Source organism: Bradyrhizobium sp. CCBAU 45394 (genome assembly GCF_028128655.1).
Lineage (GTDB): Bacteria > Pseudomonadota > Alphaproteobacteria > Rhizobiales > Xanthobacteraceae > Bradyrhizobium > Bradyrhizobium diazoefficiens.
Genome location: NZ_LBIX01000008.1, coordinates 87381 through 111314 on the forward strand (window position 1 = coordinate 87381; position 23934 = coordinate 111314).

25 protein-coding genes are annotated in these 23934 nt (G+C 65.1%); 13 read left to right on the forward strand and 12 right to left on the reverse strand.

Features of this window, described 5'->3' with window-relative positions:
* Positions 1 to 59 precede the first annotated feature (59 nt).
* From WN73_RS04620 to WN73_RS04630, 3 genes are all read left to right on the forward strand, one after another.
* On the forward strand, positions 60 to 839 hold the full coding sequence (locus WN73_RS04620) for an NAD kinase (RefSeq protein WP_038967522.1): 780 nt from the start codon (positions 60 to 62) through the stop codon (positions 837 to 839).
* 109 nt (positions 840 to 948) lie between these two features.
* Positions 949 to 1494, forward strand: a complete 546-nt coding sequence (locus WN73_RS04625) for a response regulator (RefSeq protein WP_008549760.1) — start codon at positions 949 to 951, stop codon at positions 1492 to 1494.
* Between the two features lie 27 nt (positions 1495 to 1521).
* Positions 1522 to 2100, forward strand: coding sequence for an Hpt domain-containing protein (locus WN73_RS04630; protein ID WP_011088266.1), 579 nt, complete (start codon positions 1522 to 1524; stop codon positions 2098 to 2100).
* 180 nt (positions 2101 to 2280) lie between these two features.
* Here the strand turns inward: WN73_RS04630 and WN73_RS04635 are convergent, their stop codons facing one another.
* The 4 genes from WN73_RS04635 to folE form a co-directional block, all read right to left on the reverse strand.
* On the reverse strand, positions 2281 to 3456 hold the full coding sequence (locus WN73_RS04635) for a DUF2336 domain-containing protein (RefSeq protein ID WP_271551808.1): 1176 nt from the start codon (positions 3454 to 3456) through the stop codon (positions 2281 to 2283).
* A gap of 171 nt (positions 3457 to 3627) precedes the next feature.
* The gene (locus WN73_RS04640; protein ID WP_271551810.1) at positions 3628 to 4707 is read right to left on the reverse strand and encodes a lytic transglycosylase domain-containing protein; all 1080 of its coding nucleotides are present in this window, start codon (positions 4705 to 4707) and stop codon (positions 3628 to 3630) included.
* A gap of 185 nt (positions 4708 to 4892) precedes the next feature.
* A complete protein-coding gene (gene hisI, locus WN73_RS04645; protein ID WP_271551812.1) occupies positions 4893 to 5315 on the reverse strand; it encodes a phosphoribosyl-AMP cyclohydrolase in 423 nt (140 codons plus the stop codon).
* Positions 5316 to 5342: 27 nt separating this feature from the next.
* Positions 5343 to 6032: a GTP cyclohydrolase I FolE gene (gene folE, locus WN73_RS04650; protein WP_011088270.1), complete on the reverse strand. Its 690-nt coding sequence runs from the start codon at positions 6030 to 6032 to the stop codon at positions 5343 to 5345.
* A 241-nt stretch (positions 6033 to 6273) separates the two neighbouring features.
* On the opposite strand from folE, the gene WN73_RS04655 reads away from it, so the two are divergent.
* Entirely contained in the window at positions 6274 to 6729 is a 456-nt protein-coding gene (locus tag WN73_RS04655; protein ID WP_011088271.1) for an iron-sulfur cluster assembly scaffold protein, read from the forward strand.
* A gap of 117 nt (positions 6730 to 6846) precedes the next feature.
* Here the strand turns inward: WN73_RS04655 and WN73_RS04660 are convergent, their stop codons facing one another.
* Positions 6847 to 7746 (reverse strand): hypothetical protein, encoded by a 900-nt coding sequence (locus WN73_RS04660; RefSeq protein ID WP_028175874.1) that lies wholly within the window; start codon positions 7744 to 7746, stop codon positions 6847 to 6849.
* A gap of 248 nt (positions 7747 to 7994) precedes the next feature.
* On the opposite strand from WN73_RS04660, the gene yidD reads away from it, so the two are divergent.
* Both yidD and WN73_RS04670 read left to right on the forward strand, forming a co-directional pair.
* Positions 7995 to 8333 carry a membrane protein insertion efficiency factor YidD gene (gene yidD / locus WN73_RS04665; RefSeq protein WP_028175873.1) on the forward strand — a complete coding sequence of 113 codons (339 nt, stop codon included), beginning with the start codon at positions 7995 to 7997 and terminating at the stop codon, positions 8331 to 8333.
* A gap of 91 nt (positions 8334 to 8424) precedes the next feature.
* The gene (locus tag WN73_RS04670; RefSeq protein WP_028175872.1) at positions 8425 to 8637 is read left to right on the forward strand and encodes a hypothetical protein; all 213 of its coding nucleotides are present in this window, start codon (positions 8425 to 8427) and stop codon (positions 8635 to 8637) included.
* A 1-nt stretch (position 8638) separates the two neighbouring features.
* Here WN73_RS04670 and WN73_RS04675 read toward each other — a convergent pair whose 3' ends face one another.
* The 3 genes from WN73_RS04675 to WN73_RS04685 are packed head-to-tail and all read right to left on the reverse strand — an operon-like array spanning position 8639 to position 11462.
* Positions 8639 to 9592, reverse strand: a complete 954-nt coding sequence (locus WN73_RS04675) for a PDR/VanB family oxidoreductase (protein ID WP_028175871.1) — start codon at positions 9590 to 9592, stop codon at positions 8639 to 8641.
* On the reverse strand, positions 9589 to 10110 hold the full coding sequence (locus tag WN73_RS04680) for an MOSC domain-containing protein (RefSeq protein WP_028175870.1): 522 nt from the start codon (positions 10108 to 10110) through the stop codon (positions 9589 to 9591). The genes WN73_RS04675 and WN73_RS04680 overlap by 4 nt, the downstream gene beginning before the upstream one ends.
* 38 nt (positions 10111 to 10148) lie before the next feature.
* Positions 10149 to 11462 (reverse strand): MFS transporter, encoded by a 1314-nt coding sequence (locus WN73_RS04685; protein ID WP_011088277.1) that lies wholly within the window; start codon positions 11460 to 11462, stop codon positions 10149 to 10151.
* A gap of 124 nt (positions 11463 to 11586) precedes the next feature.
* Here WN73_RS04685 and WN73_RS04690 point away from each other — a divergent pair, with 124 nt between their 5' ends.
* Both WN73_RS04690 and WN73_RS04695 read left to right on the forward strand, forming a co-directional pair.
* Positions 11587 to 11781 carry a hypothetical protein gene (locus tag WN73_RS04690; RefSeq protein ID WP_028175869.1) on the forward strand — a complete coding sequence of 65 codons (195 nt, stop codon included), beginning with the start codon at positions 11587 to 11589 and terminating at the stop codon, positions 11779 to 11781.
* Positions 11782 to 11817: 36 nt separating this feature from the next.
* Positions 11818 to 12381: a helix-turn-helix domain-containing protein gene (locus WN73_RS04695; protein WP_011088278.1), complete on the forward strand. Its 564-nt coding sequence runs from the start codon at positions 11818 to 11820 to the stop codon at positions 12379 to 12381.
* A gap of 21 nt (positions 12382 to 12402) precedes the next feature.
* Here the strand turns inward: WN73_RS04695 and WN73_RS04700 are convergent, their stop codons facing one another.
* The gene (locus WN73_RS04700; RefSeq protein ID WP_271551821.1) at positions 12403 to 13614 is read right to left on the reverse strand and encodes a hypothetical protein; all 1212 of its coding nucleotides are present in this window, start codon (positions 13612 to 13614) and stop codon (positions 12403 to 12405) included.
* Positions 13615 to 13616: 2 nt separating this feature from the next.
* Positions 13617 to 14984, reverse strand: coding sequence for an APC family permease (locus WN73_RS04705; protein ID WP_097532342.1), 1368 nt, complete (start codon positions 14982 to 14984; stop codon positions 13617 to 13619).
* 328 nt (positions 14985 to 15312) lie between these two features.
* Between WN73_RS04705 and WN73_RS04710 the strand changes: the two genes are divergently transcribed.
* Complete coding sequence (locus tag WN73_RS04710) at positions 15313 to 16638, forward strand: alpha/beta hydrolase (RefSeq protein WP_028175866.1); 1326 nt, start codon at positions 15313 to 15315, stop codon at positions 16636 to 16638.
* 75 nt (positions 16639 to 16713) lie between these two features.
* Positions 16714 to 17136: a GrlR family regulatory protein gene (locus tag WN73_RS04715; protein ID WP_231166515.1), complete on the forward strand. Its 423-nt coding sequence runs from the start codon at positions 16714 to 16716 to the stop codon at positions 17134 to 17136.
* Positions 17137 to 17154: 18 nt separating this feature from the next.
* Here the strand turns inward: WN73_RS04715 and WN73_RS04720 are convergent, their stop codons facing one another.
* Together WN73_RS04720 and WN73_RS04725 are read right to left on the reverse strand one after the other, a co-directional pair.
* Positions 17155 to 17544 (reverse strand): hypothetical protein, encoded by a 390-nt coding sequence (locus tag WN73_RS04720; protein ID WP_011088283.1) that lies wholly within the window; start codon positions 17542 to 17544, stop codon positions 17155 to 17157.
* 90 nt (positions 17545 to 17634) lie between these two features.
* Positions 17635 to 18804, reverse strand: a complete 1170-nt coding sequence (locus tag WN73_RS04725) for an MFS transporter (protein WP_028175864.1) — start codon at positions 18802 to 18804, stop codon at positions 17635 to 17637.
* Positions 18805 to 18990: 186 nt separating this feature from the next.
* On the opposite strand from WN73_RS04725, the gene thrS reads away from it, so the two are divergent.
* From thrS to WN73_RS04740, 3 genes are all read left to right on the forward strand, one after another.
* Positions 18991 to 21033, forward strand: coding sequence for a threonine--tRNA ligase (thrS, locus tag WN73_RS04730; RefSeq protein WP_049832605.1), 2043 nt, complete (start codon positions 18991 to 18993; stop codon positions 21031 to 21033).
* Between the two features lie 252 nt (positions 21034 to 21285).
* Positions 21286 to 23484 (forward strand): YadA family autotransporter adhesin, encoded by a 2199-nt coding sequence (locus tag WN73_RS04735; RefSeq protein ID WP_333937942.1) that lies wholly within the window; start codon positions 21286 to 21288, stop codon positions 23482 to 23484.
* A gap of 14 nt (positions 23485 to 23498) precedes the next feature.
* Entirely contained in the window at positions 23499 to 23852 is a 354-nt protein-coding gene (locus WN73_RS04740; protein WP_271551830.1) for a hypothetical protein, read from the forward strand.
* The last annotated feature ends 82 nt before the right edge of the window (positions 23853 to 23934 follow it).

Here is a 23934-nt window from a genome sequence, read left to right on the forward strand (position 1 = left end):
CCGGGTGTATAGACGAGCCCGGCGGAACTTACTCGAGCCAGCGGCCCTGCCCGGAAGCCATGACCAAGCCAGCGCGCTACGACCGGATCGCCTTCGTCGCCAGCCCGAGCAGCGAGGCGCAGGCCGCCTTCGGCCAGCTCACCAGCGACTATGGCAATTGCGACCCGAACGAAGCCGACATCGTGGTCGCGCTCGGCGGCGACGGGTTGATGCTCCAGACGCTGCACCAGAACATGCACACGGGAAAGCCGATCTACGGCATGCACCGCGGCACGGTCGGCTTCCTGATGAACGAATACTCGACGCACGATTTGCGTGCGCGGCTCGAGGCGGCACAGGAGTCCGAGATCAATCCGCTGCTGATGCGCGCGACCGACGTCAACGACCGCGTCCACCTGCACCACGCCATCAACGAGGTCGCGCTGTTCCGTCAGACCTACCAGGCGGCACGCTTGCGGATCCTGATCGACGAGCGCGAGCGGATGCCCGAGCTGATCGCCGACGGCATCATGGTGGCGACGCCGGCAGGCTCGACCGCCTACAACCTGTCCGCCCAGGGACCGATCCTGCCGATCAACGCCGCGCTGCTGGCGCTGACCCCGATCAGCGCCTTCCGCCCCCGCCGCTGGCGCGGCGCGCTGCTGCCCAACACGGCCTATGTCGTGATCGAGGTGCTGGAGGGCGACAAGCGCCCCGTCGCCGCGGTCGCCGACCACGATGAGGTGCGCGACGTCCGCCGCGTCGAGGTGCTGTCCGACAAGACCATCTCGATGCGCATGCTGTTCGACCCCGGCCACAGCCTGGAAGAGCGTATTTTGCGCGAGCAGTTCGGCTACTGAGCCCCCTGCCCGGCGCCTTGACCGGCGCTTTGGGACGCCCGGTCGCAACCCTTCGTTAACCCCCGCCACGATATGGTTAACGAAGGTTGACCGCTCTGGCCCAGGCGTCATGTTCCGCATCGATTTCAACAAGCTGCGCTTCCTCGTCTGCGACGACAATCCGCACATGCGCCGCATCCTGCGGACGCTGCTGCATTCCTTCGGCGCGCGCGAAGTCTACGAGGCCGAGGACGGCGCCACGGCGCTGGAAATGTACAGCCACTACGTGCCCGACATCGTCATCACCGACTGGGCGATGCCGATCTTCGACGGGCTCGAGCTCGCGCAGATGATCCGGCAGCCGGAATCCAAGGGCAATCCTTACGCGCCGATCATCATGCTGACCGGCCATTCCGAGAAGCGCCGCGTCACGGTCGCGCGCGATGCCGGAGTCACCGAATTCCTGGCCAAGCCGATCTCGGCCAAGGGGCTCTATCAGCGCATCCTCAACGTGGTCGCCAATCCCCGGCCCTTCATCAAGACCAAGACCTATTTCGGTCCGGACCGGCGCCGCAACACGAACTCCGCCTATATGGGCCCCGAGCGCCGTGTCGGCGAAAAGCACGAGGTGCTGCAGCAGCCCTCGCTGCTCGACAAGGCCCGCTCCTCCATCTAGCGCAACGTCTCACGCGAGGCAGGTATCATGGCGAAGAACAGCGCAAAGGACATCGAGGTCACGGCCTTCGCCACGCATCAAATCATCACGCAGCCCAATCCGCTGCGCAGAGTTCTGCGTCGTGTCGAAGAAAAGGACCTGGACGATCCGGTCAGCCGCGCCGAGCAGGCGCTCGCCGGCCTCGCCGGCGAGTTCAAGGACTGGATGACGACAGAGGTCAACCGCCTGTCCGCCGCCTACGTCGCTATCCGCCATGACGGCTTCACCAAGGACAGGCGCGACGAGCTGTTCCGCGCCGCGCACGACATCAAGGGCGACGCTGCGACATTCGGCTATCCGGCCGCGGCGGGCGTCGCCGAGAGCCTGTGCCGCGTCATCGAGCACGCGCCCGATCTCGAAAGGGTGCCGGCCGAGCTGTTCACGCACCATATCAACGCCATCCTGGCCATCGTGCACGAGAACACCAAGCTCGACAGCATCAGCGTCTCCGCCGAGCTCAGCCGGCGCCTGCGCAAGGTCGCCGACGACTACCTCGCCGACGTCAACCGCGACCGCCCCGAGCACCTTGAGGTGATCCTGGCGCCGAGCATCGTGCCGGCGGAGTAAACACTCTCGCGTCTTGTCATTGCGAGCTCAGCGAAGCAATGACGGGGCCTCAGGCTGCTCCATCGACACGACCAGAACGAAGGATGGGCAAAGCGAAGCGTGCCCACCAATCAACATGAGCTGCGTGGAGAGATGGTGGGCACGGCGCTACGCGCCTTTTGCCCACCCTGCGGCGTCTCGTTACGCGGCGATCAGATCGTCGTAAACCGGATCGACCGTGTCGTCCGCGACCAGCTCGTCGCAGAACAGCCTTGCCTCTTCGCGCGCAGACTCGGTGGCGAAGCGGCGGAGCAGAACCATCAGCGGCTCGGTGGCGCCGCGGTCGGTCTCGCAATGGGTGAGCACGCGCTCGACCATGCGCCGGCGCAGCCGCACCGCGCCGTCGTCGCTGTCGACGAAGCCCTGCTCGTGGCAGGCATCGAGCGCCACCTGGAACGCCGCAAACGTCGCCTCGGGAAGCCCGGCGCGGCGGAGCAGCGCGTGCAGGCTGTTGCCGCCGCGGTCGTGCAGCAGCGCGGTGACGCGCGCCAGCGGCAAATCGGCGAGTTCAGCCAGCGCGGCGTCGAACAGGTCGAGATTGCTCGACAGCAGCGCGCGCAGGATCAGGCCCGCGGTCAGCTGGCCGGTGACGCGCATGTGATGTACCAGCCCCTGCATGTCCTCGCCGCGCGAGCGCGCCGCGATGTTGATGGTGGAGCGGTCGCGCGCCTCGATGGTGATGCGGTCGGCGCGATCGGCACTCAGCCAGTTCCGCGCGACGACGAATTGCGCCAGCGTCTCGGAGAGCTTTGCCACCAGCGCCGCGCGCGTTACGGCCGGCAGATCCTCCAGCACCAGCATCGCCTCGCGGATCGCGGCGAGATGGCCGTGACGCTCGACGATGCGGTTCCAGGAGAACGGCGCGAGCTCGGCGTGGGGATTCTCGATCAGCTCGAGCGCTGCCGCTGCACAGCCGACTTCGGCGATGGCAGCGCAGACCGACACCGGCAGCGCGATCCGGCGCGCGACCGCGCACTGCACCTCGTCGTTGCCGGTTGCGACGATGTCGACGAGATCGGCATCGATCAGCAGCGGAGAATGTTCGAGCACGGGCAGCGCGACGGTCGGCTGGTCCGCCGACAGCGCCCGCACGATTGCCGCCGGGGCATCCGTGCTGCGCGCAAAGGCCTCCGCCATCGCCTGCCGCACCAGCGGCGAGGGATCGTCGAGCAGCATCAGAAGCGCGCCTTCGGCGGCGACGCGATCGTCATGGGACAAGTCTGAGATCAGCCAGGCCCGGGCCAGTGCCCGTGTTGCCTCGGCCCGCTCACCGGCGGGCGCCGTCCTGATCCAATTGATGAACTGCCGAACAATCATGCTGCTTCCGGCTTACACAACAAACGAAAATGGTGACGGCTCGTCACCTGCAACACAAAATAAACCACGACGCTTAACAAAGCGTTCACCATAACTGGCTGGTTTTATTGACGTTTTGTTAAGGGAACCAAGGCGGCCTGTTGACGTGCCCCGGACGCGAAAGGCGAAATGTCAGCTCGAGAACGTGCCGCTGCGATCGCTGAAGAGATCGAGCGGCTGCGGCGGCCGCACATCCGGCGTCGCGGATGCGACCGAGGTCGCGGGCGCGACCGAGGTGAGCGAGGCGTTGTTGCCCCACAATTTCTGCACCGTCGTCGAGACCGGCTGCGTGGCATCGCCGGGCTGATAGATTGAACGGAAGGCCGGCGCGACCGGTGCATTGTCCGCGACCGTCGTCGAGGATGTCGCGCTCACCGGCGTCACGCCGCGCGCATCCGGAAAGGTCTGGAGATAAGCGGCGTTGTCGATCACCGGCGTGGCGGGCAGCACGGCATTTGCACTCGCGACCTGCGTCGTCGACGGCGTGCCGCCATACATCGCCATCGCGCTGCGCGTGGTCTTCGAATTTGCAGCGCTCGCATAGCGCGCGTCCAGCACCGAATAGACTTCGGAGACGCTGCGGGCGCGGCCATCCCTGGCGTAGAAGATCGAACGGTTGGCGGATGCCGCGTTGGGAAACAGCCGCGCGCCGACCGCTTGCGGATTGTCCTCGGCATTGGCGATCAGTTTTGCGGCGCCGCCGACGCCCATGAAATGCGCCATGTAGAGCTCGCTGTCGGACGGCCTGCGGCCGAGCAGGCCGGTGAGCTTGAAGCTGTTCGACTGCGTCAGCGCCGCCGCCATGTTCGAGGCAGCCTCCGGGTCGTCGCGCAGCTTCATGATCGACCGCTTCATCATGGGATCATCGACGGTGTAGGTGCCCGACGAGGTCCTGGTGATGGCGTCGGCGTAGTTGCCATAGCCGAGCTGCGTCCCCGCCTCCTTCACCGTGCCGAGCCAGGTCTGGTCGATGAACTGGTAGAGCCCGTGCGCGGACGAGGTCGTGGCCCCCGCCGTCGGATCGAAATCCGATTCCATCTTCGCGGTGGTCAGCATGTATTGGAAGCTGACACCACTGATGTTCGAGGCCTGCTTGATCGCACCGGCGACACGCGCCCGCGACGGATCGAGAACCGCCGTCTGAGAGGCACTGGAATTGTCGACCGACATGATGAAGTGCCCGCCCCGCGCGGCGTTGAGCGACGCCGGCAATTCGGCGTCCTGTCGTCTCACCGTGAGACAGGTATGGTTAATGCGGGGTTAATTCCGGGATCGCCCCCTCCCCGAGTCATTCCGGGGCATCGCTAAGCGATGAGCCCGGAATCCATCCACCCCCGCGTGATGCCGCACGATCGATTCCGGGCTCGTGCTGCGCACGCCCCGGAATGAAAGAGGAGCTACTTCTTGTAGACCGCGTCCGGATCGAACAGCCTGTCGGCGTCGACAAAGACCAGTTTCGCTCCCCCGTCCTCGGCCTCGACCTTGCGGTAGAAGCAGGACCGGCGGCCGGTGTGGCAGGCCGCGCCGATCTGCTCGACGCGGATCCAGACCGCGTCCTGGTCGCAATCGGTGCGCATCTCGACCACGCGCTGGGTCTGATCCGATGTCTCACCTTTTCGCCACAAGGCATTGCGCGAGCGGCTGAAGTACCAGGCCTCGCCGGTCGCAATCGTCCTGCGCAGCGCCTCGTCGTTCATGTGGGCGACCATGAGCACGTCGCCGGTGGCAACGTCGGTCGCCACGCAGGTCACGAGGCCGCTTGCGTCGAAGCGCGGCTGGAAGGACAGCCCTTCCTCGATCTCATGGGAGTGAGCGGACACAGGAACCTCGCCAGTCAACTCGCGAGGTCAGCGCGTGCCTCGCACCAGGGACAGGAAACGGGCCTGCTCCGCCGGATTGTCGCGGAACATGCCGGTAAAGCGGCTGGTGAACGTGGAAGCGCCATGCTTGGCAACGCCGCGCACCGACATGCAGGTATGCTCGGCCTCGATCAGCACGGCAACGCCGCGGGGTTTCAAGACCTCGTCGATGGCCGCGGCAATCTGCGCCGTCAGATGCTCCTGGGTCTGGAGCCTGCGGGCGAAGATATCCGTCAGGCGGGCAAGCTTCGACAGGCCGACGACGCGCTCCACCGGCGTATAGGCGATGTGCGCCTTGCCGTAGAACGGCATCATGTGGTGCTCGCACTGCGAGGTGAACTCGATATCGCGCACCAGCACGAAGTCGTCATAGCCGGCGGTCTCGCCAAAGGTGCGGTCGAGCACCTCGGCCGGGCATTGGTGGTAGCCCTGATAGAGCTCGTCGAAGGCCTCGACCACGCGGCGCGGCGTGTCCAAGAGACCCTCGCGCTCGGTGTTCTCGCCGATATAGGCGAGCAGCGTCTTCACCGCCGCTTCCGCCTGCGCGCGCGCGGGGCGCGGCTGGTCGGCGCGGACGGCGGCCGCGAGGAATTCGGCAGGGTCAAGCTCGGCCGGGCGGCTCTCGGGCTGCCGGTCGGAGGGCTTGCTCGGGCGGATGGATTTGATCGTAGCGTCCATATCGACTCCGTTCGACGGCCTTGCGGCCGGAGTGTCACCGGCAGACGGGGCGGCAAGCCGCCGGACGCCTGAAGACTACAGTTTTGGCGAAAAAGGTCCGCAATCTCTGGCGTCGCCCGCGTGGTCCTGGATCACCACTGCCGGGCCGCTGGACTGTTTTTCCACCCGTTCCGACCCTATATAGGACCCTGGACGGCGCCCGCCAAGGCCGATCCGGTGCGGAAGTGTTGGACTCCATCACATGCTGAACGACATTTATAACAAGCGGATCATCGAGTTGGCCGGGAATATTCCGCGCCTCGGGCGGCTGTCCGCCCCCGATGCCACCGCGACTGCCCACTCCAAATTGTGCGGCTCGACCGTGAAGGTCGATCTCAAGATGGACGGCGACACCGTCACCGACTTCGCCCATGACGTGAAGGCCTGTGCGCTCGGACAGGCCTCCTCATCCATCATGGCAAGTCACGTCGTCGGCTCGACTGCGAGCGAACTCCGTGAGTTACGCGAAACCGTTCGCAAGATGCTCAAGGAGAACGGCGCGCCTCCTGAAGGCAAATGGGAAGAGATCAAGTTCCTCGAGCCGGTGCGCGACTACAAGGCGCGACATGCCTCGACGCTCCTGACCTTCGATGCCGTCGTCGATGCCATCGGTCAGATCGAGGCCAAGGCGAAGCAGCCGGCAACGGCGCAGGGCTGAACCGCCCGCGTCATTCCGGGGCGTCGCAAAGCGACGATCCCGGAATCCGGAGATTACAGCGCGAGATTCCGGGTTCGCGCTACGCGCGCCCCGGAATGACTGCCAAGATTTAAGATCCTACTTCGGCGAGGCCGCGCTCGGCGTCGCCACCCCACCCGTCGGCACCACGGCTTCCGCCGTCTTGGTCGACTTGGCCGGCTGCTCCGGTTCCACACCGAACCTGGCCTGCGTCTTCGGCGCCAGCTCCGCCATGGCCGGCGCTGTGACGTCCACATGCGGCAGCACGTCGGCCACCAGATCCGTCGTCACGAGATTGGTGAGCTTGAGCTCTCCGGTGTCCAGCTCATGCAGATCTTCCCAGGGCGGGACGCTGAGCGCGAGCGACAAAAGATCGCCGGCGCCGCCCATGTCGAAGGTGTATTTGGCGAGCCGGCCGATGTCGCGTTCCACGATCATCAGGTCCTGCGCGCTGTAGCTCGCCGCCTTGGCATCGTCGGCGCGATCGCCCATCCAGATCTGGTGGACGCGGACATGGGCGGCGTCCGGCACGTAGCGCTTCTTGCCGGCCAGCAGCAGGAACACGCACATGGATTCGCAATAGGCCTCGGGCGCGACCGCCGGACGGGCCGACTGCCCGCCGCGGTTCTGAACGCTGATACCGACCGTGGTCAAAAGCCCGAGATTGCGGAAGCGCCTGCCGAGCGTGATCGCGTCGTTGACGGAACCACCGCTGGAATCGAGCACGACAGTGGCGCCGCCGAGCTGGCGCCCGCGCGAAAATTCCTCGAAATCCTTGGGCGTATCGGCGGTAATGATGCCAACCGCACTGACCCAGCCGCGGCAGTTCGGCTCGCAGGCGACCCAGCTGAACTTCATCGGCAGCTTGCGCTCTTCGAGGGCCGCGCCGGCGTGAGCCTTGGTGCCGGTCGTAGCGACAGCTCCGGTCAGGGCGATGCCGAATGCGGCGGCCCCAAGCACCAACCAGCCGCGACGATCAAGGGAGTTCAGAAGTCTCAATCTGGTTCCTTCCCCAAGCCCCAAAGGTCCCCCAACAATCCCCGGTAGCGCCCTCTGAGTCCATCATACAGGCGTATGTTTCTACACGCGGGCGTCATAAAAATGGTATCCGGGGGAATACAGATCGTCCACAGGTACTTGCTGCACTGCTCCCAAAAAGCACGTAAAATATGGCGCGCAAACAACAGCTTGCTGTTCCCTGCTCGGGAACCGCGCAACACCTCGCTTAACGTCGCAGCAAAGCGCACATGAAGCATTCAGCCTGCGAACATTGCTCCACTCCCCTCGAGGGCGCGCTTCGCCTCCCGCGCAGATTCGGTCGCGCGCTGATCTGGCTCTACCGCCATACACTCTCGCCGCTGGTCGGCTACAACTGCCGGCATTTGCCGACCTGCTCCGTCTACGGCGACGAGGCGATCGAACGTTTCGGGCTCTGGGCGGGTGGCTGGATGACGCTCGCGCGCCTGCTTCGCTGCAATCCGTTCGGCACGTCGGGCATCGACAACGTGCCCCTCGCCGCGCCGCAAGACGCACGCTGGTATCTGCCCTGGCGCTACGGCCGCTGGCACGGCGTCAACGCACCCTAAGTTTGTTGCGGTGCTTTGCGCATCGCTGCCCGGAGTGGAACCGGAACATTCTCCTCGCGTTGTTTTGATGCTCCCGCGGGAGGAAACAACAATGCGCTGGAAAATCAGCCCTCATCTTCACTTCAGGCTTGGTCCGCATCCCAAATTCAGTCCAAGGGAGCACGATCCAAGAACAATCGATGTGCTCGCCATGGTCGCCCTGCTGGCGCTCGTGCTCGGCTCCGGCTGGTATCTGGCGACGAGCTTGGCCACGCCGCCCAGCAACACGGCGTTCATCGTGCCGAGCCAGAGTGTGCACTGGTAGCTCAGAGATCCAGCACCAGCCGCTCCGCGTCTGATCCGGCGACGCAAACCATGAGATAGCGCTCACGCTCATATGGCGACAGGATGCGGTCGCGGTGCACGGGCTTGCCCTCGATCCATCCGACCTTGCAGGCGCCGCAGATGCCCCCGCAGCAGGAGGTTGCGATGTCGATGCCTCCTTCCTGCAACGCGGCCAGCATGGTCTGGCCGGCGCGGACCTGGATCTCGGCGCCCGAGCGCGCCAGTGACAGCGTGAAGGGCTTTGTGTCGGGATCGATGACCGGCGGCGGCGCGACGAAACGCTCGATATGGACATTGGCGGCTGGCCAGCCCGCGGTGACCCGCTCGAAATCCTCAGTCATGCCTTCCGGCCCGCAACAGGCGACCAGCGTGTCCGCCCCGCCCTCCCCGATGAGCGCAGCGAGATCAGGACGCCCGATCCGGGACGTGCAGTGCACGACGACACGGCCCGCTTCGATCAGTGGCGCGAGATGCGCGGCGAGCGGCACCTCCTCGCGCACGATCAGATGCAGCACGAAGCCGGCATCGCCCGTCTGCACGAGGTGCCGCGCCATCGACAGGAACGGCGTCACGCCGATGCCGCCCGCAATGAACACATGGCGCGCAATGCCTGCACCGGGATCGAGCCCGCCGCGCGGCAGCGAGACGCCGATCACGTCGCCAATACCGACCTCATGAAGCGCGCGCGAACCGCCACGCCCATCAGCCTCACGCTTGACCGCAACAACATAGCGCGCATTGTCGGCGGGCTCGTTGCACAGTGAGTAGGTGCGGACAAGTCCGTTCGGCAGATGCAGGTCGATATGCGCGCCGGGCTTGAAGGGCGGCAGCTCCCAGCGATCGGGATCGGCCAGCGTGAACAGTTTTGTGCCTGCCCCCGCCTCCTCGATGCCGGTGACGATCGTCTTGATCGTCGTGATCGGACGCACCTTCATGCCGCGTTCCGCACGGTATCGCCGACCTTGACGATGCCGGCTTGCAGGATCTTGCAGTTCAGGCCGGAGCGATTGATGAGGGGATCGAAGATCGCCTTGCCGGTGATCTCCTCGATATGCCGGCACGGCACCGACAGCCGGGTTGCTTCCAGCAGGGTTTCCCCGAGCCAGAAGCGGCGGCCGACCAGATGGTTCAGCGGCACGCCTTCGACCGTGACGTTGCGCCGATGCTCCTCCGGGCCAAGCTCGATGCCGGCGTCACGCTTGAGCGCGACCAGCGTCTCGAGCTCGAACAGGGTGACCTGCCGGCCCTCTTCGGGCTTGTGCGAATAAAACCCCTCCTCGTTGCCGATCATGTAGCGGTCGCCCTCGATCCCCCGGCCTGCGACGAGCGTGATCGTTTCCGCTGCGCGCATCGGCAGGAACGCACGCGGGGCGAGATGGAGGAAGCGCACCACGCCGGTCCAGCCGAGCTGCGCTGTCGTCTGCGCCGAGCCGGCGCTGATGGTGTCGAGCATGACAAAATCCTTGTGAGAGGCGTTGGCGCGCCGCGGGATCAGGTCAGTTCCTTGTTCGCCATTTCCGGCGCGAACGTGGTCGCAGTTGCCGTGATGGCCGCGCAGGCGATCAGCAGTAGCGAGACCGGCCAGGTTGCGCCGCCGCTCCAGGCCATCAGCGACGCCGCGATCAGCGGCGTCAACCCGCCGCTCAGGGCCGCGCCGACCTGAAATCCGAGCGAGGCGCCGCTGTAACGCAGCCGCGCGGAGAACAGCTCGGAGTACCAGGGCGCGCCGATGCCGAACATCACCATCTGGCCGAAGGTGATCGCGACCACGATGGTGCAGATGACGACGGCGGGATCGCGGGTGTTGAGCAGCCAGAACAGCGGAAAGGCAAACAGCGCCGAGAACAGGCAGCTCGCATAGAACATCGTCTTGCGGCCGACGAGGTCGGACAGCCAGCCGAACAAGGGAATGGCGAGCAGCGCGACCAGCGATGCGGCGAACGCGCCGTTCAGCACCACCGTGCGCGACAGGCCGAGATTGGCCGTGGCGTAGGACATCACGAACACCCCGCCGATGCTGGCATAGGCGATCTCGGAGATCTTCAGACCAACCGCAGTGAAGAACGGCCTGCGGTGATGCCTGAAGATCTCGACCAGCGGCATGCTTGCGACGTCCTTCTTGGCCTGGACCTGACGGAAGGCCGCGGTCTCTTCCATGTTGAGGCGGATGTAGAGCCCGACGCCGACCAGGAGGATCGAGATCAGGAACGGAATGCGCCAGCCGTAAGCCATGAAGTCGCTTTCCGGCAGGCTCGCCACCAGCGCAAACATGCCGATCGCGGCGAGATTGCCGATGGGATTGCCGACCTGCACCATGCTGCCGAGCAGGCCGCGGCGGTGGGTCGGGCAGTTCTCCACCACCATCAGCACCGCCCCGCCCCACTCGCCGCCGAGGCCGATGCCCTGGAGGAAACGCAGGCCGATCAGGAGCAGCGGCGCGGCGATGCCGATCTGCTGATAGGTCGGAAGCAAGCCGATCAGGAAGGTGCCGATGCCCATCACCATGATCGTGATCGCGAGCATCGCCTTGCGGCCGACCCGGTCGCCGTAATGACCGAAGATCGCAGCGCCCAGCGGCCGCGCCAAAAAGCCGACCGCGTAGGTGCCGAAGGCGGCGATGGTGGCGAGCGTGGGATTGCCGGCCGCGAAGAAGACCTTGTTGAACACCAGCGCGGTCGCCGTGCCGTAGATGAGGAAATCGTACCATTCGACCGCGGTGCCGATCACGCTCGACCACACGATCCGTCGCAAGCTCGCCGCCTCGTCCGGCGCTACGCTCAGGGTTACGTCGTCTGCCACGGTCATCGATCTCTCCAAAAGGTACCGGCGCCTGGGAAAGCAGTTGGTTCTGTCGCGGAGCCCATCGGCAGCCGCGGCGGTAAAATCGATCATGTTTACTAATGGAAATCAACGGCACGGAATGCGGCAAATGCCGCCGATCGCGGCAGAGCGCATCAATTGCACCATTATTCGGCTGATTTTCGCGATATACCAGCTCGCCTGCCCACAATATCCGCGGCGCTGCTCGAAATTTCTGCGCGATAGTTTTCCTTTGGAATACACCTGCACGTCCCCCGGAACTGCCCTGCGCGCGCCACCGGGCTGGCAGTTCGGCAGCATCTGATGCAAAAGAAGCATCAGCAGTTCAGGAGACTCATGCGTGCTTGACGTCAGCAAAGCGACAGCGGTCGGGGCCAATATCCGCCAGGCGCGGATTGCCAAGGGCCTGACGCTGGACCAGCTTGCCAGGCAGAGCGACCTCACGCGCGGCTACATTTCGCTGGTCGAGCGCAACCTCAAGATCCCTTCGCTCGCCGCGCTGCTGCGGATGGCCGCCGCCCTCGAGGTCAACGTCGCGAACTTCTTCGACCCGAACGCCGAGCCCGCGCCGCGCTACACGCTGTTCCGCCGCGAAGGCGGCAATGTCCCGCTGTTCCAGGACACCTTTGGCGTGGTGCCGCTGGCAACCGGCCGCACCCGCAAGATGATGGAGCCGTTCCTCCTCAGCCCGCCGCACAAATCGGCGACGCGCGCCTCGCATGCCGGCGAGGAGCTGCTCTTCGTGATCAACGGGAAAATTGCGATCAAGCTCGACGGCGAAGAGCTCGTCCTCGGCAAGGGCGATTGTCTGTATTTTTCGGGCGAGACGCCGCACGAGGTCCGGAGCCTCGGCCGGCAGAAGGCGGAGGTTCTGGTCGTTGTCGCCCAGAACGCGACGACGTAACCCCGGACTTCGGCAAATAGCCTAGCGGAACCAGAAGAAACGCCCGGACGGCGGGACGGATTCGGGCGGACGCGGCCGCTTCGGGCGCGGTGGCTTTGGCGTCGGTTCAGCGGACGAGGTGGTCTCCGCCCCCGGCGCGGTGTCGCTTCCCGGCACCTTCACCGACAGCAGCAGATTCGATTCATGCGTGCGCCAGCGATAACCGACGCCGAAATCGATCGGCTGGGCGCGCGCGAACAGTTCGGCATAGCGCTCCTGGTAACGGCCGGGGAATTCGGCGATCGGTCCGAGGTAGCGGCCGAACGGGAAGAACCGCCATTGCCGCGCATTGTAGTTCGCGAGCGGAATGCCGGAATCGTCCTGGATGATGGTGGCGCTGTTGGCCAGTAGCCAGTCGCGGACGACGGTGAAGTTGCCGGAGTGCAAGAGATAGGACGCGCTCTTGAGCAGGCTGTTGCCGGGCCCGAGCGTCTCGCAGAACTTCAGGAACCCGGCCGCGCGCGCGCCGGGATTGGAGAGATCGGTCGAGAAATAATACAGCGTGCGCACTTCGCCATCGCTGCCGGCGAAGGTGATGCGGACGCCGCGCGTCGCGTTCGGTCCCGGATTGTCGTTGCCCGCGTGAATCCCGCCCTTGTCGTCGAGCGCAATCATCTCGACGTTGCGGATGGTCTTGCCGGAGCGGGCGAGGAAGACATAGAGGATCGGCAAGGTGCCGTTGACCTGGTTGGCGTGCAGGTCGACCTTCATCTGCTTGGTGATGAAGAAGGAGAAGCTCAGGATCGAGCCGAGCGAGCGTTCGACATTGTAGAGCGCGGCGCCGACCGAGCCGCGCGGCACCCGCGTCAGGTCGGGCACGGCGCCAACCGGCTCCAGCGCACCGAGCACGTAGGTGCTGGCCTTGGAATAGAAGGCGTCGGCGTAGAGGAAGTCCGGGCCGCTGAACATGTAGAACATGGTCGGCCTGGGCGCGGCCAGGTTGACGTCGGACCAGGTGCGGATCTTCGAGAGTTGCCGCTGCTCGAGCTGGGCAAAGGCGCCGTCGAAGAATTTTGCGTGATGCTGCCAGGACGGGTCTCTGGTCAGCGCCACCAGCGGCGAGTCCGCCGATGGCTGCATGCCCGCAAGGAAACGCGCGGTGTCGTCGAAGGTGACGTCGGCGGCCCGCACGGACGAGACGGCCGCAGCCAGGAGGGCAACAGCGACGGCCGCAATTCTCAAGGGTCGAAACATGTCTATTCGCGATTGTGTGACGTGCCAGCGGCGACCGGCCGCCTGCGGAAAACAGCATAAATCAACAGGCCCGAGAGCATGACGAGCATCCCCGACAGCGACTGCACCGGCCGCTCGGTCAAGAGGTAGTACATCATGAACGCGGTCACGAGCAGGAAAACGAGGGGGGTGAAGGGGTATCCCCAGGCGCGATAGGGCCGCGGCAGGTCAGGATCGGTGATGCGCAGCTTGATCACGCCGGCGACCGTGAAGAACGAGCAGAACAAGAGCGCGAACTGGATGAAGTCGAGCACCGCCTCGAAACTGCGCGTGAACAGCAGCAGGGTCGCGACCGCGAGCTGAAACAGGATGGCATAGGCCGGCGCGCCGCTCGTCGACTTGCGCGAGAACACGCGCAGCGCCGGAATGTCCTCCCCCATCGTCATCATCACGCGCGGACCGATCCACATCATCGCGCTGATCGAGGAGATCAGGCCGACGCAGATCATGGCGCCGACGATCCGGCCGCCTAGGCTGCCGAAGATGGCGCTGCCGGCGACACTGGCGACATCGAGCTGGCCGGCGAGCGCGCCGACCGGCGTGGAGTAGAGAAACACCGCATTCAATGCGACATACAGCACGAGCACGATCAGCGTGCCCGCGAGCAGCGCGCGCGGCAGGTTCTGCTGCGGCATGTTCATCTCGCCGATGATATAGGTCGCCGCATTCCAGCCCGAGAACGAGTACATCACGAAGACGAGGCCGATCGCGAAGGGCGCGCTGACGATATGCGCGAGGTCGCCCGGCTGCGGCGTGAAGGCGATCGGCTGCGGCACGCCGATGATGAAGCCGGCGACCAGGAAGGCGACGATCAGCACGACCTTCAGGATGGTCGAGATCAGCTGGAAGGTCGAGGAGTGCCTGACGCCGGTCAGTTGCACGAGCGAGACCAGCCACACCACGCCGATGGCGAGCGGGATCGGCGGCAGGTCGGGGACGACCGACTTGGCATATTCGCCGAAGGCCATCGCGGCGAGTGCAACCGGCGCGGCAAAGCCGACCGTCGCCGAGACCCAGCCGGCGAGAAAGCCGAAGGCGGGATGATAGGCACGGCCGAGGAAATTGTATTCGCCGCTCGAGCGCGGAAACATCGCGCCGAGCTCGCTGTAGGAGAACACCCCGCACAGTGCGACGATGCCGCCGACGCTCCACAGCAGCAGGATCGAGAAGCCGGACGGGATGTCCTTGACCTGGAAGCCGAGGCTGGTGAAGACGCCGACCCCGATCATGTCGGCAACGACGATGGCGGTTGCGACCAGAACGGAGACACCCGCCCCTCTTCCGGTCAACCGGCCAGTCCAGGGCGCAGTACCCGCATCTGATGCCGTCATCGGGGTCCTTAACCTCAGGCCTCACGTCTCGTGGGAAGCATCGTGCAGTTTGATCCAGTCAATTCAAGCAGGGTTAACAAGGGTTAAATGAGGCAAGGGAAATAGGTATCAAAGCACCTTCTTAGCACGGTCCTAGGCGATAAAGCTGCGCAAACACCGGAGAATCCCGTTTCCGATCCCCACAATCACGACACGATTGCGTGGTCCTTTTGAGCGTTCCGGATGTGGGGAAGTTTCTCCGGACACTTAACGTCACCTAAACGCCAGTCGGCTCAATTATCTCAAGATTGCCGCTGGGCTTGTGGTCATGACTTGGGGTCATGGGTGGATGGTCGGGGCCGTTCCGAAAACGAGAGCTGACATTCGTGCCGATCGGACGCCGTCCGATCGGCGCGGTCGTGCGCTCCGGATCGGCCTGATCTCAGCCTTGGTGCCGCTGTCGCTCACGCTGGTTCAATGCGGCCAAGCGCCGAATCCGACGGCGCTCGCAGCCAACTCGCAGGCCAATGTCCAGGTCGTCGCCAAGACCAATCCGCAAGTTGCGAGCGGCGACACGTTCGAGGATCGCTTCCCTGCCCCGCAGTTCAAGGAGCGCTTTCCCTCGGTGGGCGAGAGCTTCCTGCAACGGCAGATGTCGGACTTCTCGCCCAAGCGCGCCGTACAGCAGCAGCCGCAGCCGGAGCAGGCACCCTACAAGGTCGCTTCGCTCGCACCGCAGGCGCCCTACCAGCGTCCGCCCCGCGAAGACCTGACGACGCTCGTCAGCATGAAGTCGTCGGCCTTCCCCTATTTCGGCAACAACCCTGCCTCCGACGCGCCGTTCCTCAACATCTCCAAGGGTGACCGCCGCGGCCACCGCAGCTATTCGGGGCGCGTCTACTGGCAGGACGAGACCTACAGCGACAGCCGCGTGCTGGTGCACGTGCCCGAGCATTTCGACGCCCGCAAGCCGGGCGTGATCGTGGTGTTCTTCCACGGCAATGGCGCGACGCTCGAGCGCGATGTGCGCGACCGGCAGCTGGTGCCGCAGCAGATTACCGATTCCGGCGCCAATGCCATCCTGCTTGCGCCGCAGATGGCCGTCGACGCCGCCGATTCCAGCGCCGGAAAATTCTGGCAGGCGGGCGGCCTCAAGCGCTTCATGGATGAATCGGCCAGCCACCTCGCCCGCCTCACCAGCGATCCCAACAGCGCGCGCGCGTTCGCCAACATGCCGATCGTCATCGTCGGCTATAGCGGCGGCTTCCTGCCGACGGCCTGGAGCCTCGAGGTCGGCGGCATCAGCGACCGCGTTCGCGGCGTCGTGCTGCTCGACGCCGTCTATGGCGAAATGGACAAGTTCGCCTCCTGGATCGCGAGCCACCGCTCGGGCTTCTTCGTCAGCTCGTACACTCACTACACGGCGCGGCGCGACCGCGAGCTGATGAGTATGCTCAGGCAGAAGGGCATCAACGTCTCCGAGGACATGGACGGCCCGTTGCGTCCCGGCAGCGTGGTGTTCGTCGAAACCGGCGACGGCATCACCCATCGCGACTACGTGAACCGCGCGTGGACGCAGTATCCGCTCAAGGACGTGCTGGTGAAGATGTCGGCGACACCGGCGCTGGCGCTGACGCGCGTGGCGGCGACCACTCCATCGGCATCGAACCGATAGTCCCGATATTGCGCCAGCCGGTATTTCCGTGCGCTGCCTGCAATTCTCTCAAGCCATGATCAAAATGTGATGTTGATGGCCGACATCCCCGTGAGCCACCGGATTGTTTCCGCTGGCAACGATCATAGTTTGCCGGCCAAGTTGGATTTGGAATTTCTGCGGGGACAGGTCGTGCGTCAGGGACTGTACAAGGTCGACTTCCACACGGTTCACGGAACCGGGTGCGGTGTCGTCTATGTGGTGGATGGCAAAATGCGCGGCGGCAATTCCGCCTTCGCCTTCATGGGCACCTATACGGGCGAAGGCGACGCGATCAAGGTCAAGATCTCGACCCAGCGCTACAACGACGACCCGTCCTTCAAGGGGCTGTTCGGCATCGACCGGATCACGCTGACGCTCACCGGCCGCGAGGACGGCGACGCGGCGGAATTCGAAGGCAACGCGCTGCAAGCGCCGGGCGTTGCCTTCAGGGCTGTGCTGAGCCGGATCAGCGACTAGCCGTCCGGCGTCTTGACCTTAGGTCTTGGGCAGCTTCGGAATGCTCTCGGCAAAACCGTTGAAGCAGGCCAGCCGCTCGTCCTCTTCCTTGAAGAAACGGCAATCGGCGTAGCCCTTGGCCTTCGCCGGCTTCGGCTTCGGCGCCGGCGGGATCACCGCGTCGTAGCAATTGAGGCGGTCCTTGGTGCCGTCATCGAGATCGAGGCAGGCCTGGAGCCGTGCGGCGATCGATTGCGGCTTGCCCTTCGGCGCTGCGGCCGGCTTGGCCGCTGCCTCCTTGGTCCCCGCTTTGGTCCCCTTGGGCTTGACCTGCACCAAGGGCTTGTCCCCCACCATCGGTGGCTTGTCGGCTTGCGCAAACGCGGAGGCTGAATAGAGCACCGCGGCAACCGCCAGAATCATCCTCATCTCAGTCAACTCTCTTTGGTCCCCATGACCGGCCTTCTAGCGCTCCCGCGCGCGGTTTGCCAAGCACCTTGCACGCACGAAAACGCAGGTTCAGGCGGCGGCAGCCGGCCCGGGCCGGGTCAGGATCACCAGCACCAGCGCCAGCACGACGAAGCCGACCGCAACGAAGCCGAGTGGGTGCAGGAGCTCGTGGGCGAACAGCAGCCCGCCGATGGCGGAGCCGACCGCCTGGCCGATATAAAGGACGGAGGTGTTGAGCGCGACGGTGGCGGACGCAAGCGGCGGCGCGGTCGCGACCAGCCGCACCTGCTGCATCGAATTGGTCGAGGCAAAGCCGAGGCCCCAGATCGCGACGGCACCTGCCATCAGGACGAACGTGCCGGCGCCGAGCGCCCAGCCCGCAATGCCCGCAAGCAGCAGGCAGGTGAACAGCAGCGAGGTGCGATAGGGACCCCAGGTATCGACGATGCGGGTCGCGATCACGACGCCGAGGAAACCGCAGAGGCCGTAGATGCCGAACACCATGCCGATTGCGTCCGGCCCCGCCCCGGTCAGCTTCTTGAGCAGCGGGCCCATGAAGGTGAACACCACGAACTGCCCGGACATTTGCAGCAAGGTGATCGCAAGCAGCAGCAGAACCGTCCTGTCGCGGCCGACCGCGCTCCAGGTCTTCAGGTCCACCGGCGTGCCCTTCAGTCCGGCAGGCAGGCGCAGCAGCAACAACAAGAAGCTGATGCAGCCGAGCGCGCCGATCCCGCCATAGGCCGCGCGCCAGCCGTAGCGGCTGGCCATGAAGGTGATCAGCGGCAGGCCGACGGCGGCCGCCAGCGACCAGCCGAGAAAGATATAGGCAATCTTGCTGCCGCGCCGCTCCGCCGGCACGATCAGCGCCGCCGTGCCGGCCGCCTGCGGCGTATAGAGCGCGCCGACCGCGAGCATCACCAGGCGGATGACGAGGAGGCTCGCATAGTCGGGCGCGAACGCCGAGGCGAGATTGCCGAAGGCGAGCACCGCCAGCGTGGTCGCAAGCAGCGTCCGCCGTTCGATGCGGCTCGTGAGCCAGGCCGTCAGCGGCGAGCCGATGCATAGCGTGATCGCGCCGAAGGTGATCAGGAGCCCGGCCGCGTGGATGCTGATGCCGAGCCCCGCCGACAATTCCGGCAGCATCCCCGCCGGCGCCAGCACCGAACAGCCGGTGACGAGATTGCCGAGCATGAGGGCGGTTGGCGCGAAACGGCCGGCGGCGGGGGATTTTTGCATGCAACTGCATGTAGAGCCGGCTTGCCGCCTGTTAAAGGCCGCTGCCCGAAATAGTTGGTGCAAGGCCGCAGCTTTTGCGTGCCACTTTCTTGGAAATGCCGGATTGCGCAGGCCGAATCGCCTGATATATCGCTCGTTCCCGCTTACCTGCGCTCGTTCGCAGGAGTGAGCTTCAGGAGAAAAGCAATGACCGACCAGCCCAAATCCGAATCCGGCTTCCAGTACAGCCTCTCGAATCTGAAGCCCGTGACCCCCGCAGCCAAAGTCACCCTCACCTTCCCCGACGGCGCCCGGCGCGAATACGACAAGAGCATCACCGGCCTCGAGATCGCCAAGGGCATCTCGCCGTCGCTGGCCAAGCGCACGGTCGCGATGGCGCTCGACGGCGTGGTCGCCGACCTCGACGATCCCATCGAAGCCGATGCCAAGATCGAGCTGATCAACCGCGACGATCCGCGCGCGCTGGAGCTGATCCGCCACGACTGCGCGCACGTGCTCGCCGAAGCCGTGCAGACGCTGTGGCCGGGCACCCAGGTCACCATCGGCCCGGTGATCGAGAACGGCTTCTACTACGACTTCTTCCGCAACGAGCCGTTCACGCCGGAAGACTTTGCCGCGATCGAGAAGAAGATGCGCGAGATCATCGCGCGCGACAAACCCTTCACGAAAGAGGTTTGGGATCGCGAAAAGACCAAGCAGGTGTTCCGCGACAAGGGCGAGGCGTTCAAGGTCGAGCTGGTCGACGCCATTCCCGGCAACGAGCCGATCAAGATCTACTACCAGGGCGACTGGTTCGATCTGTGCCGCGGCCCGCACATGACCTCGACCGGCAAGGTCGGCAATGCCTTCAAGCTGATGAAGGTGGCCGGTGCCTATTGGCGCGGCGATTCCAACAACCCGATGCTGACCCGCATCTACGGCACCGCCTTCGCCAAGCAGGAGGATCTCGACGCCTACCTCAAGCAGATCGAGGAGGCCGAGAAACGCGACCATCGCAAGCTCGGGCGCGAGCTCGACCTCTTCCATTTCCAGGAGGAAGGTCCGGGCGTCGTGTTCTGGCATCCGAAGGGCTGGACCATCTTCCAGCAGCTGATCGCCTATATGCGCCGCCGCCTGACCGGCGACTACAGCGAGGTCAATGCGCCGCAGATCCTCGACAAGGTTTTGTGGGAGACCTCGGGCCATTGGGGCTGGTACCGCGAAAACATGTTCGCGGCACAGTCGGCCGGCGACGAGGCCGAGGACAAGCGCTGGTTCGCTCTGAAACCGATGAACTGCCCGGGCCATGTGCAGATCTTCAAGCACGGCCTGAAGAGCTACCGCGACCTGCCCTTGCGGCTCGCCGAGTTCGGCGTGGTGCATCGCTATGAGCCATCCGGCGCCATGCACGGCCTGATGCGCGTGCGCGGCTTCACCCAGGACGATGCGCACATCTTCTGCACCGAGGACCAGCTCGCCGAGGAATGCCTGAAGATCAACGATCTCATCCTGTCGACTTACGCGGATTTCGGCTTCACCGGCGATCTCACCGTGAAACTGTCGACCCGGCCCGACAAGCGCGTCGGCACGGATGCGATGTGGGATCACGCCGAGCGCGTGATGGCGACGGTGCTGCGCGAGATCCAGTCGCAGAACAACCACATCAAGACCGAGATCAACCCGGGCGAAGGCGCGTTCTACGGGCCGAAGTTCGAATATGTGCTGCGCGACGCCATCGGCCGCGACTGGCAGTGCGGCACCACGCAGGTGGACTTCAACCTGCCGGAGCGGTTCGGTGCGTTCTACATCGACCATGACGGCGGCAAGAAACCGCCGGTGATGGTGCATCGCGCGATCTGCGGCTCGATGGAGCGCTATATCGGCATCCTGATCGAGCACTATGCCGGCAATTTCCCGCTCTGGCTCTCGCCGGTGCAGGCCGTGGTCACGACCATCACCTCCGAAGGCGACGAGTACGCCAAGCAGGTCCTGGAGCAGGCGCGGCGCGCGGGGCTTCGGGTCGAGATCGACCTGCGCAACGAGAAGATCAACTACAAGGTCCGCGAGCACTCGCTGGCCAAGATCCCGGCACTGCTCGTGGTCGGCAAGAAGGAGGCCGAGACGCATTCGGTCTCCGTCCGCCGGCTCGGCAGCGACGGCCAGAAGGTGATGACGACGGCGGAGGCGATCGCCGCCTTGGTCGAGGAAGCGACCCCGCCTGATGTCGTGCGGGCACGGGGCATCGTTTAGAACCTGCCACTGAACCTGACGAACAGGGCGCGCCTGCCGGCGCGCTCTGCGCGTCTGCGCAGCAAGGTGGCCGCCCTCAGAGCGCGATACCAGCCCGACTTCCGGAGCACTACCCCATGAATTGGGGATACCGACGTACCGGGCTCCGCGCGAACATTGGTCATGTTTGGTGAACTCGATACGAATTTGCGAGCCGAGCCCGAGGCGGCCGGGTTTCGGCGGCCGGCTTCAGGTGCCGTCGTCGCTCTTGTCATGTTCGCACTCGGGTTCATTGTCTTTCCCGAAGCTGTCTACGCCGAAACCTGCCTGCTCGATTCCGGCAGTGGCAGCGCGCCCGTTGCCGATTCATTCGCTTGTGGCAACGCTGCATCCGCTTCGGCTTCCAGCAGTACGGCAGTGGGGAACCATGCAGATGCCGCGGGAGCCTATAGTGTCGCGGTCGGTTTTCTGAGTAGTGCGTCGCAAAGCCACGCCACCGCGGTCGGAGCGACGAGCAATGCCAGCGGAACGGATTCGACGGTGGTAGGCTACGGAAGCGAGGCGACCGCAGCGCAGACTTCCGCCTTCGGCTCCTACAGCAGCGCGACCGCCCAGCAAGCCTCGGCTTTCGGTAATTCGAGCACGGCGAGCGGGACACAGTCCTCCGCCTTCGGCGCTTCAAGCACAGCGACTGGCGTAGCCTCCGTCGCCGTCGGCTACGCCGCGAGCGCCAGTGGTGACTACGCCATTGCGTTCGGCCGGCAGAGTCAGGCAACGATGCAGAGCGCGCTGGCGATCGGGCAGAGCGCCGAGGCAACCGGAGCGGACAGCGTCGCACTCGGCTCGGATGCGCTTGCCGACAATTCAGGCGCAATCGCAATCGGCAGTTCCGCCCAAGCCCATCTCGCCGGAACCGCTGTCGGACGGACGGCGCACGCCTATGGCGACTACAGTACGGCCGTCGGGCAAGCCGCGGCGGCAACCGGCCAGGGGAGTTCGGCCTACGGCTACACAAGTGTCGCGGGCGCCACAGCTGCGTCGGCATTTGGCTGGAACGCGCGCGCCAACGCCGTGGACTCGACCGCTCTTGGTTTCAATACAAATGTTTCAGCGGCGGCAATTTCGGGCGTCGCCATCGGTGAAGGTGCGCAAACGACTGCATCCAACGCGGTTGCGCTCGGTTCCAAGTCCGTCGCCAATGTCGCAAACACGATCTCGGTCGGCTCGGCCGGCAAAGAGCGCAGGATCGTCAATGTCGCCGCCGGCACGCTGTCTTCCACCAGCACCGATGTCGTCAATGGCGGCCAGCTCTACACTGCAAACCAGAGGGTCGCCGCAGCATTCGGCACAACGCTCGATGCCGGCGGACAGATGGTTGCGCCGAGCTACATGATCCAGGGCGTCTCCTACAACAACGTCGGCAGCGCGTTCTCTGCCGTGAACGCTGCGCTAAGCAGCACGGCGACCAGCATCAGCAACTTGCAGACGCAGATCGACAACGGGTCGATCGGCCTCGTGCAGCAGAATTCGTCGACTAAGGTCATCGGTATCGGCAGCAGCACGGATGGCACCGTGGTCGACGTGTCGGGCACATCGGGCAACCGCACCGTGACTGGCGTAGCCGCGGGCGCCGTTGACGCGACCAGCACCGACGCCGTCAACGGCAGCCAGCTCTACGCCACGAACCAGACCGTTGCCTCGCTGAGTGCGACGGTGGCCGGCATCGCCGGGACAACTCAGTACACCAAGGTCAACAGCGCTGGCGCAGCGGCCAACGCCTCCGGTACCGATGCGATCGCGATCGGCGGCAATGCGCAGGCCACCCAGTCCGGCTCGATCGCAATTGGGTTGAATTCCGCCTCGACCGGCACCAATGCGATTGCGATCGGCACCGGTGCGGTAGCAACCGGCTCGGTAGCCGTCGGCGCAGCAGCCTCCGCAGGCAATGGCGGCGCGGCCTTCGGCGACGGTGCGGTTGCGACGGGCTCGAACTCGGCCGCGTTGGGCACCAATGCCTCGGCAACCGCGGCCAACTCAGTGGCGATCGGCACAGGCTCGACCAACACCGTCGCCAACACCGTGTCGTTCGGCTCGGCCGGCAATGAGCGCCGCCTCACCAATGTCGCCGCCGGCGTCAACCAGACCGATGCAGTCAATGTCGGCCAGCTCCAGTCGGCTGTCGCAGGCTTCCAGTCGCAGATCGGCAGCCTGCAAAGCGAGATCGCCGCCAACCAGCAGGAGGCCCGGCGCGGCATCGTCGCCGCGGTGTCAGCCGCACCGGTGCTGATGCCGTCGGCGCGTGGCAGGACCACAGTCGCAGTGAACGCCGGATATTATCGCGGCCAATCCGGCGTGGGCATCGGCATCTCACATCGCCTGGACTGGACGACGCCGACGGTGCTGTTTGGCGGCTATTCCAATGGCGGTGGAAGCGAGCATATCGGCCGCGCCGGCATGGCGGTCGAGTTCTGACGTTGGTGCCGCAGATGAAGCTTCCCTTCCCGGCCTTCGTGCTGGCCGCAGTCGTGCTCGGCTCCCGCCCTGTCGTCGCGCAACAGCCGCAACAACCGCCGCCGCAACAATTCCAGCCATCGGGCGAATGGGCCAAGCTTCCGCGCATGCAATTGGAACGGCAATTCGCCGGCCCGCTCCAGGATACGGTGGTCCAGCGCTTGCGCGATCCGGTCGACGGCACCATCTGCTATCTGTATCTGCCGATCTCGGCGCCGCACTCGCCGACGACGGCAACGGGTTTCGTACAATACGGCCCGAACGGCATCGGTAGCATCAACTGTATGCCGGGCACGCCAGCTGTCGCTGCGCCGACGAGGCACAAATAGGCCCCGATCACAATCGGTCTAAATGAGCCTGTTCAGTCTCGTGGCCGGGAGGATCGCATGCTATGCGGTGCCCAATTGGTTC

Excerpts from the sequence above, each read along its gene's own strand:
- WN73_RS04735 (WP_333937942.1), top strand. The coding sequence starts at position 21,286 with ATGTTCGCACTCGGGTTCATTGTCTTTCCCGAAGCTGTCTACGCCGAA.
- WN73_RS04670 (WP_028175872.1), top strand. The coding sequence starts at position 8,425 with ATGCGCTGGAAAATCAGCCCTCATCTTCACTTCAGGCTTGGTCCGCAT.
- WN73_RS04620 (WP_038967522.1), top strand. The coding sequence starts at position 60 with ATGACCAAGCCAGCGCGCTACGACCGGATCGCCTTCGTCGCCAGCCCG.
- WN73_RS04630 (WP_011088266.1), top strand. The coding sequence starts at position 1,522 with ATGGCGAAGAACAGCGCAAAGGACATCGAGGTCACGGCCTTCGCCACG.
- WN73_RS04625 (WP_008549760.1), top strand. The coding sequence starts at position 949 with ATGTTCCGCATCGATTTCAACAAGCTGCGCTTCCTCGTCTGCGACGAC.
- WN73_RS04680 (WP_028175870.1), bottom strand. The coding sequence starts at position 10,110 with ATGCTCGACACCATCAGCGCCGGCTCGGCGCAGACGACAGCGCAGCTC.
- WN73_RS04705 (WP_097532342.1), bottom strand. The coding sequence starts at position 14,984 with ATGACGGCATCAGATGCGGGTACTGCGCCCTGGACTGGCCGGTTGACC.
- WN73_RS04690 (WP_028175869.1), top strand. The coding sequence starts at position 11,587 with ATGCCGCCGATCGCGGCAGAGCGCATCAATTGCACCATTATTCGGCTG.
- thrS (WP_049832605.1), top strand. The coding sequence starts at position 18,991 with ATGACCGACCAGCCCAAATCCGAATCCGGCTTCCAGTACAGCCTCTCG.
- WN73_RS04700 (WP_271551821.1), bottom strand. The coding sequence starts at position 13,614 with ATGTTTCGACCCTTGAGAATTGCGGCCGTCGCTGTTGCCCTCCTGGCT.
- WN73_RS04675 (WP_028175871.1), bottom strand. The coding sequence starts at position 9,592 with ATGAAGGTGCGTCCGATCACGACGATCAAGACGATCGTCACCGGCATC.
- folE (WP_011088270.1), bottom strand. The coding sequence starts at position 6,032 with ATGGACGCTACGATCAAATCCATCCGCCCGAGCAAGCCCTCCGACCGG.
- WN73_RS04740 (WP_271551830.1), top strand. The coding sequence starts at position 23,499 with ATGAAGCTTCCCTTCCCGGCCTTCGTGCTGGCCGCAGTCGTGCTCGGC.
- WN73_RS04725 (WP_028175864.1), bottom strand. The coding sequence starts at position 18,804 with ATGCAAAAATCCCCCGCCGCCGGCCGTTTCGCGCCAACCGCCCTCATG.
- WN73_RS04715 (WP_231166515.1), top strand. The coding sequence starts at position 16,714 with ATGGCCGACATCCCCGTGAGCCACCGGATTGTTTCCGCTGGCAACGAT.
- WN73_RS04635 (WP_271551808.1), bottom strand. The coding sequence starts at position 3,456 with ATGATTGTTCGGCAGTTCATCAATTGGATCAGGACGGCGCCCGCCGGT.
- WN73_RS04655 (WP_011088271.1), top strand. The coding sequence starts at position 6,274 with ATGCTGAACGACATTTATAACAAGCGGATCATCGAGTTGGCCGGGAAT.
- yidD (WP_028175873.1), top strand. The coding sequence starts at position 7,995 with ATGAAGCATTCAGCCTGCGAACATTGCTCCACTCCCCTCGAGGGCGCG.
- WN73_RS04685 (WP_011088277.1), bottom strand. The coding sequence starts at position 11,462 with ATGACCGTGGCAGACGACGTAACCCTGAGCGTAGCGCCGGACGAGGCG.
- WN73_RS04720 (WP_011088283.1), bottom strand. The coding sequence starts at position 17,544 with ATGAGGATGATTCTGGCGGTTGCCGCGGTGCTCTATTCAGCCTCCGCG.
- WN73_RS04710 (WP_028175866.1), top strand. The coding sequence starts at position 15,313 with ATGGTCGGGGCCGTTCCGAAAACGAGAGCTGACATTCGTGCCGATCGG.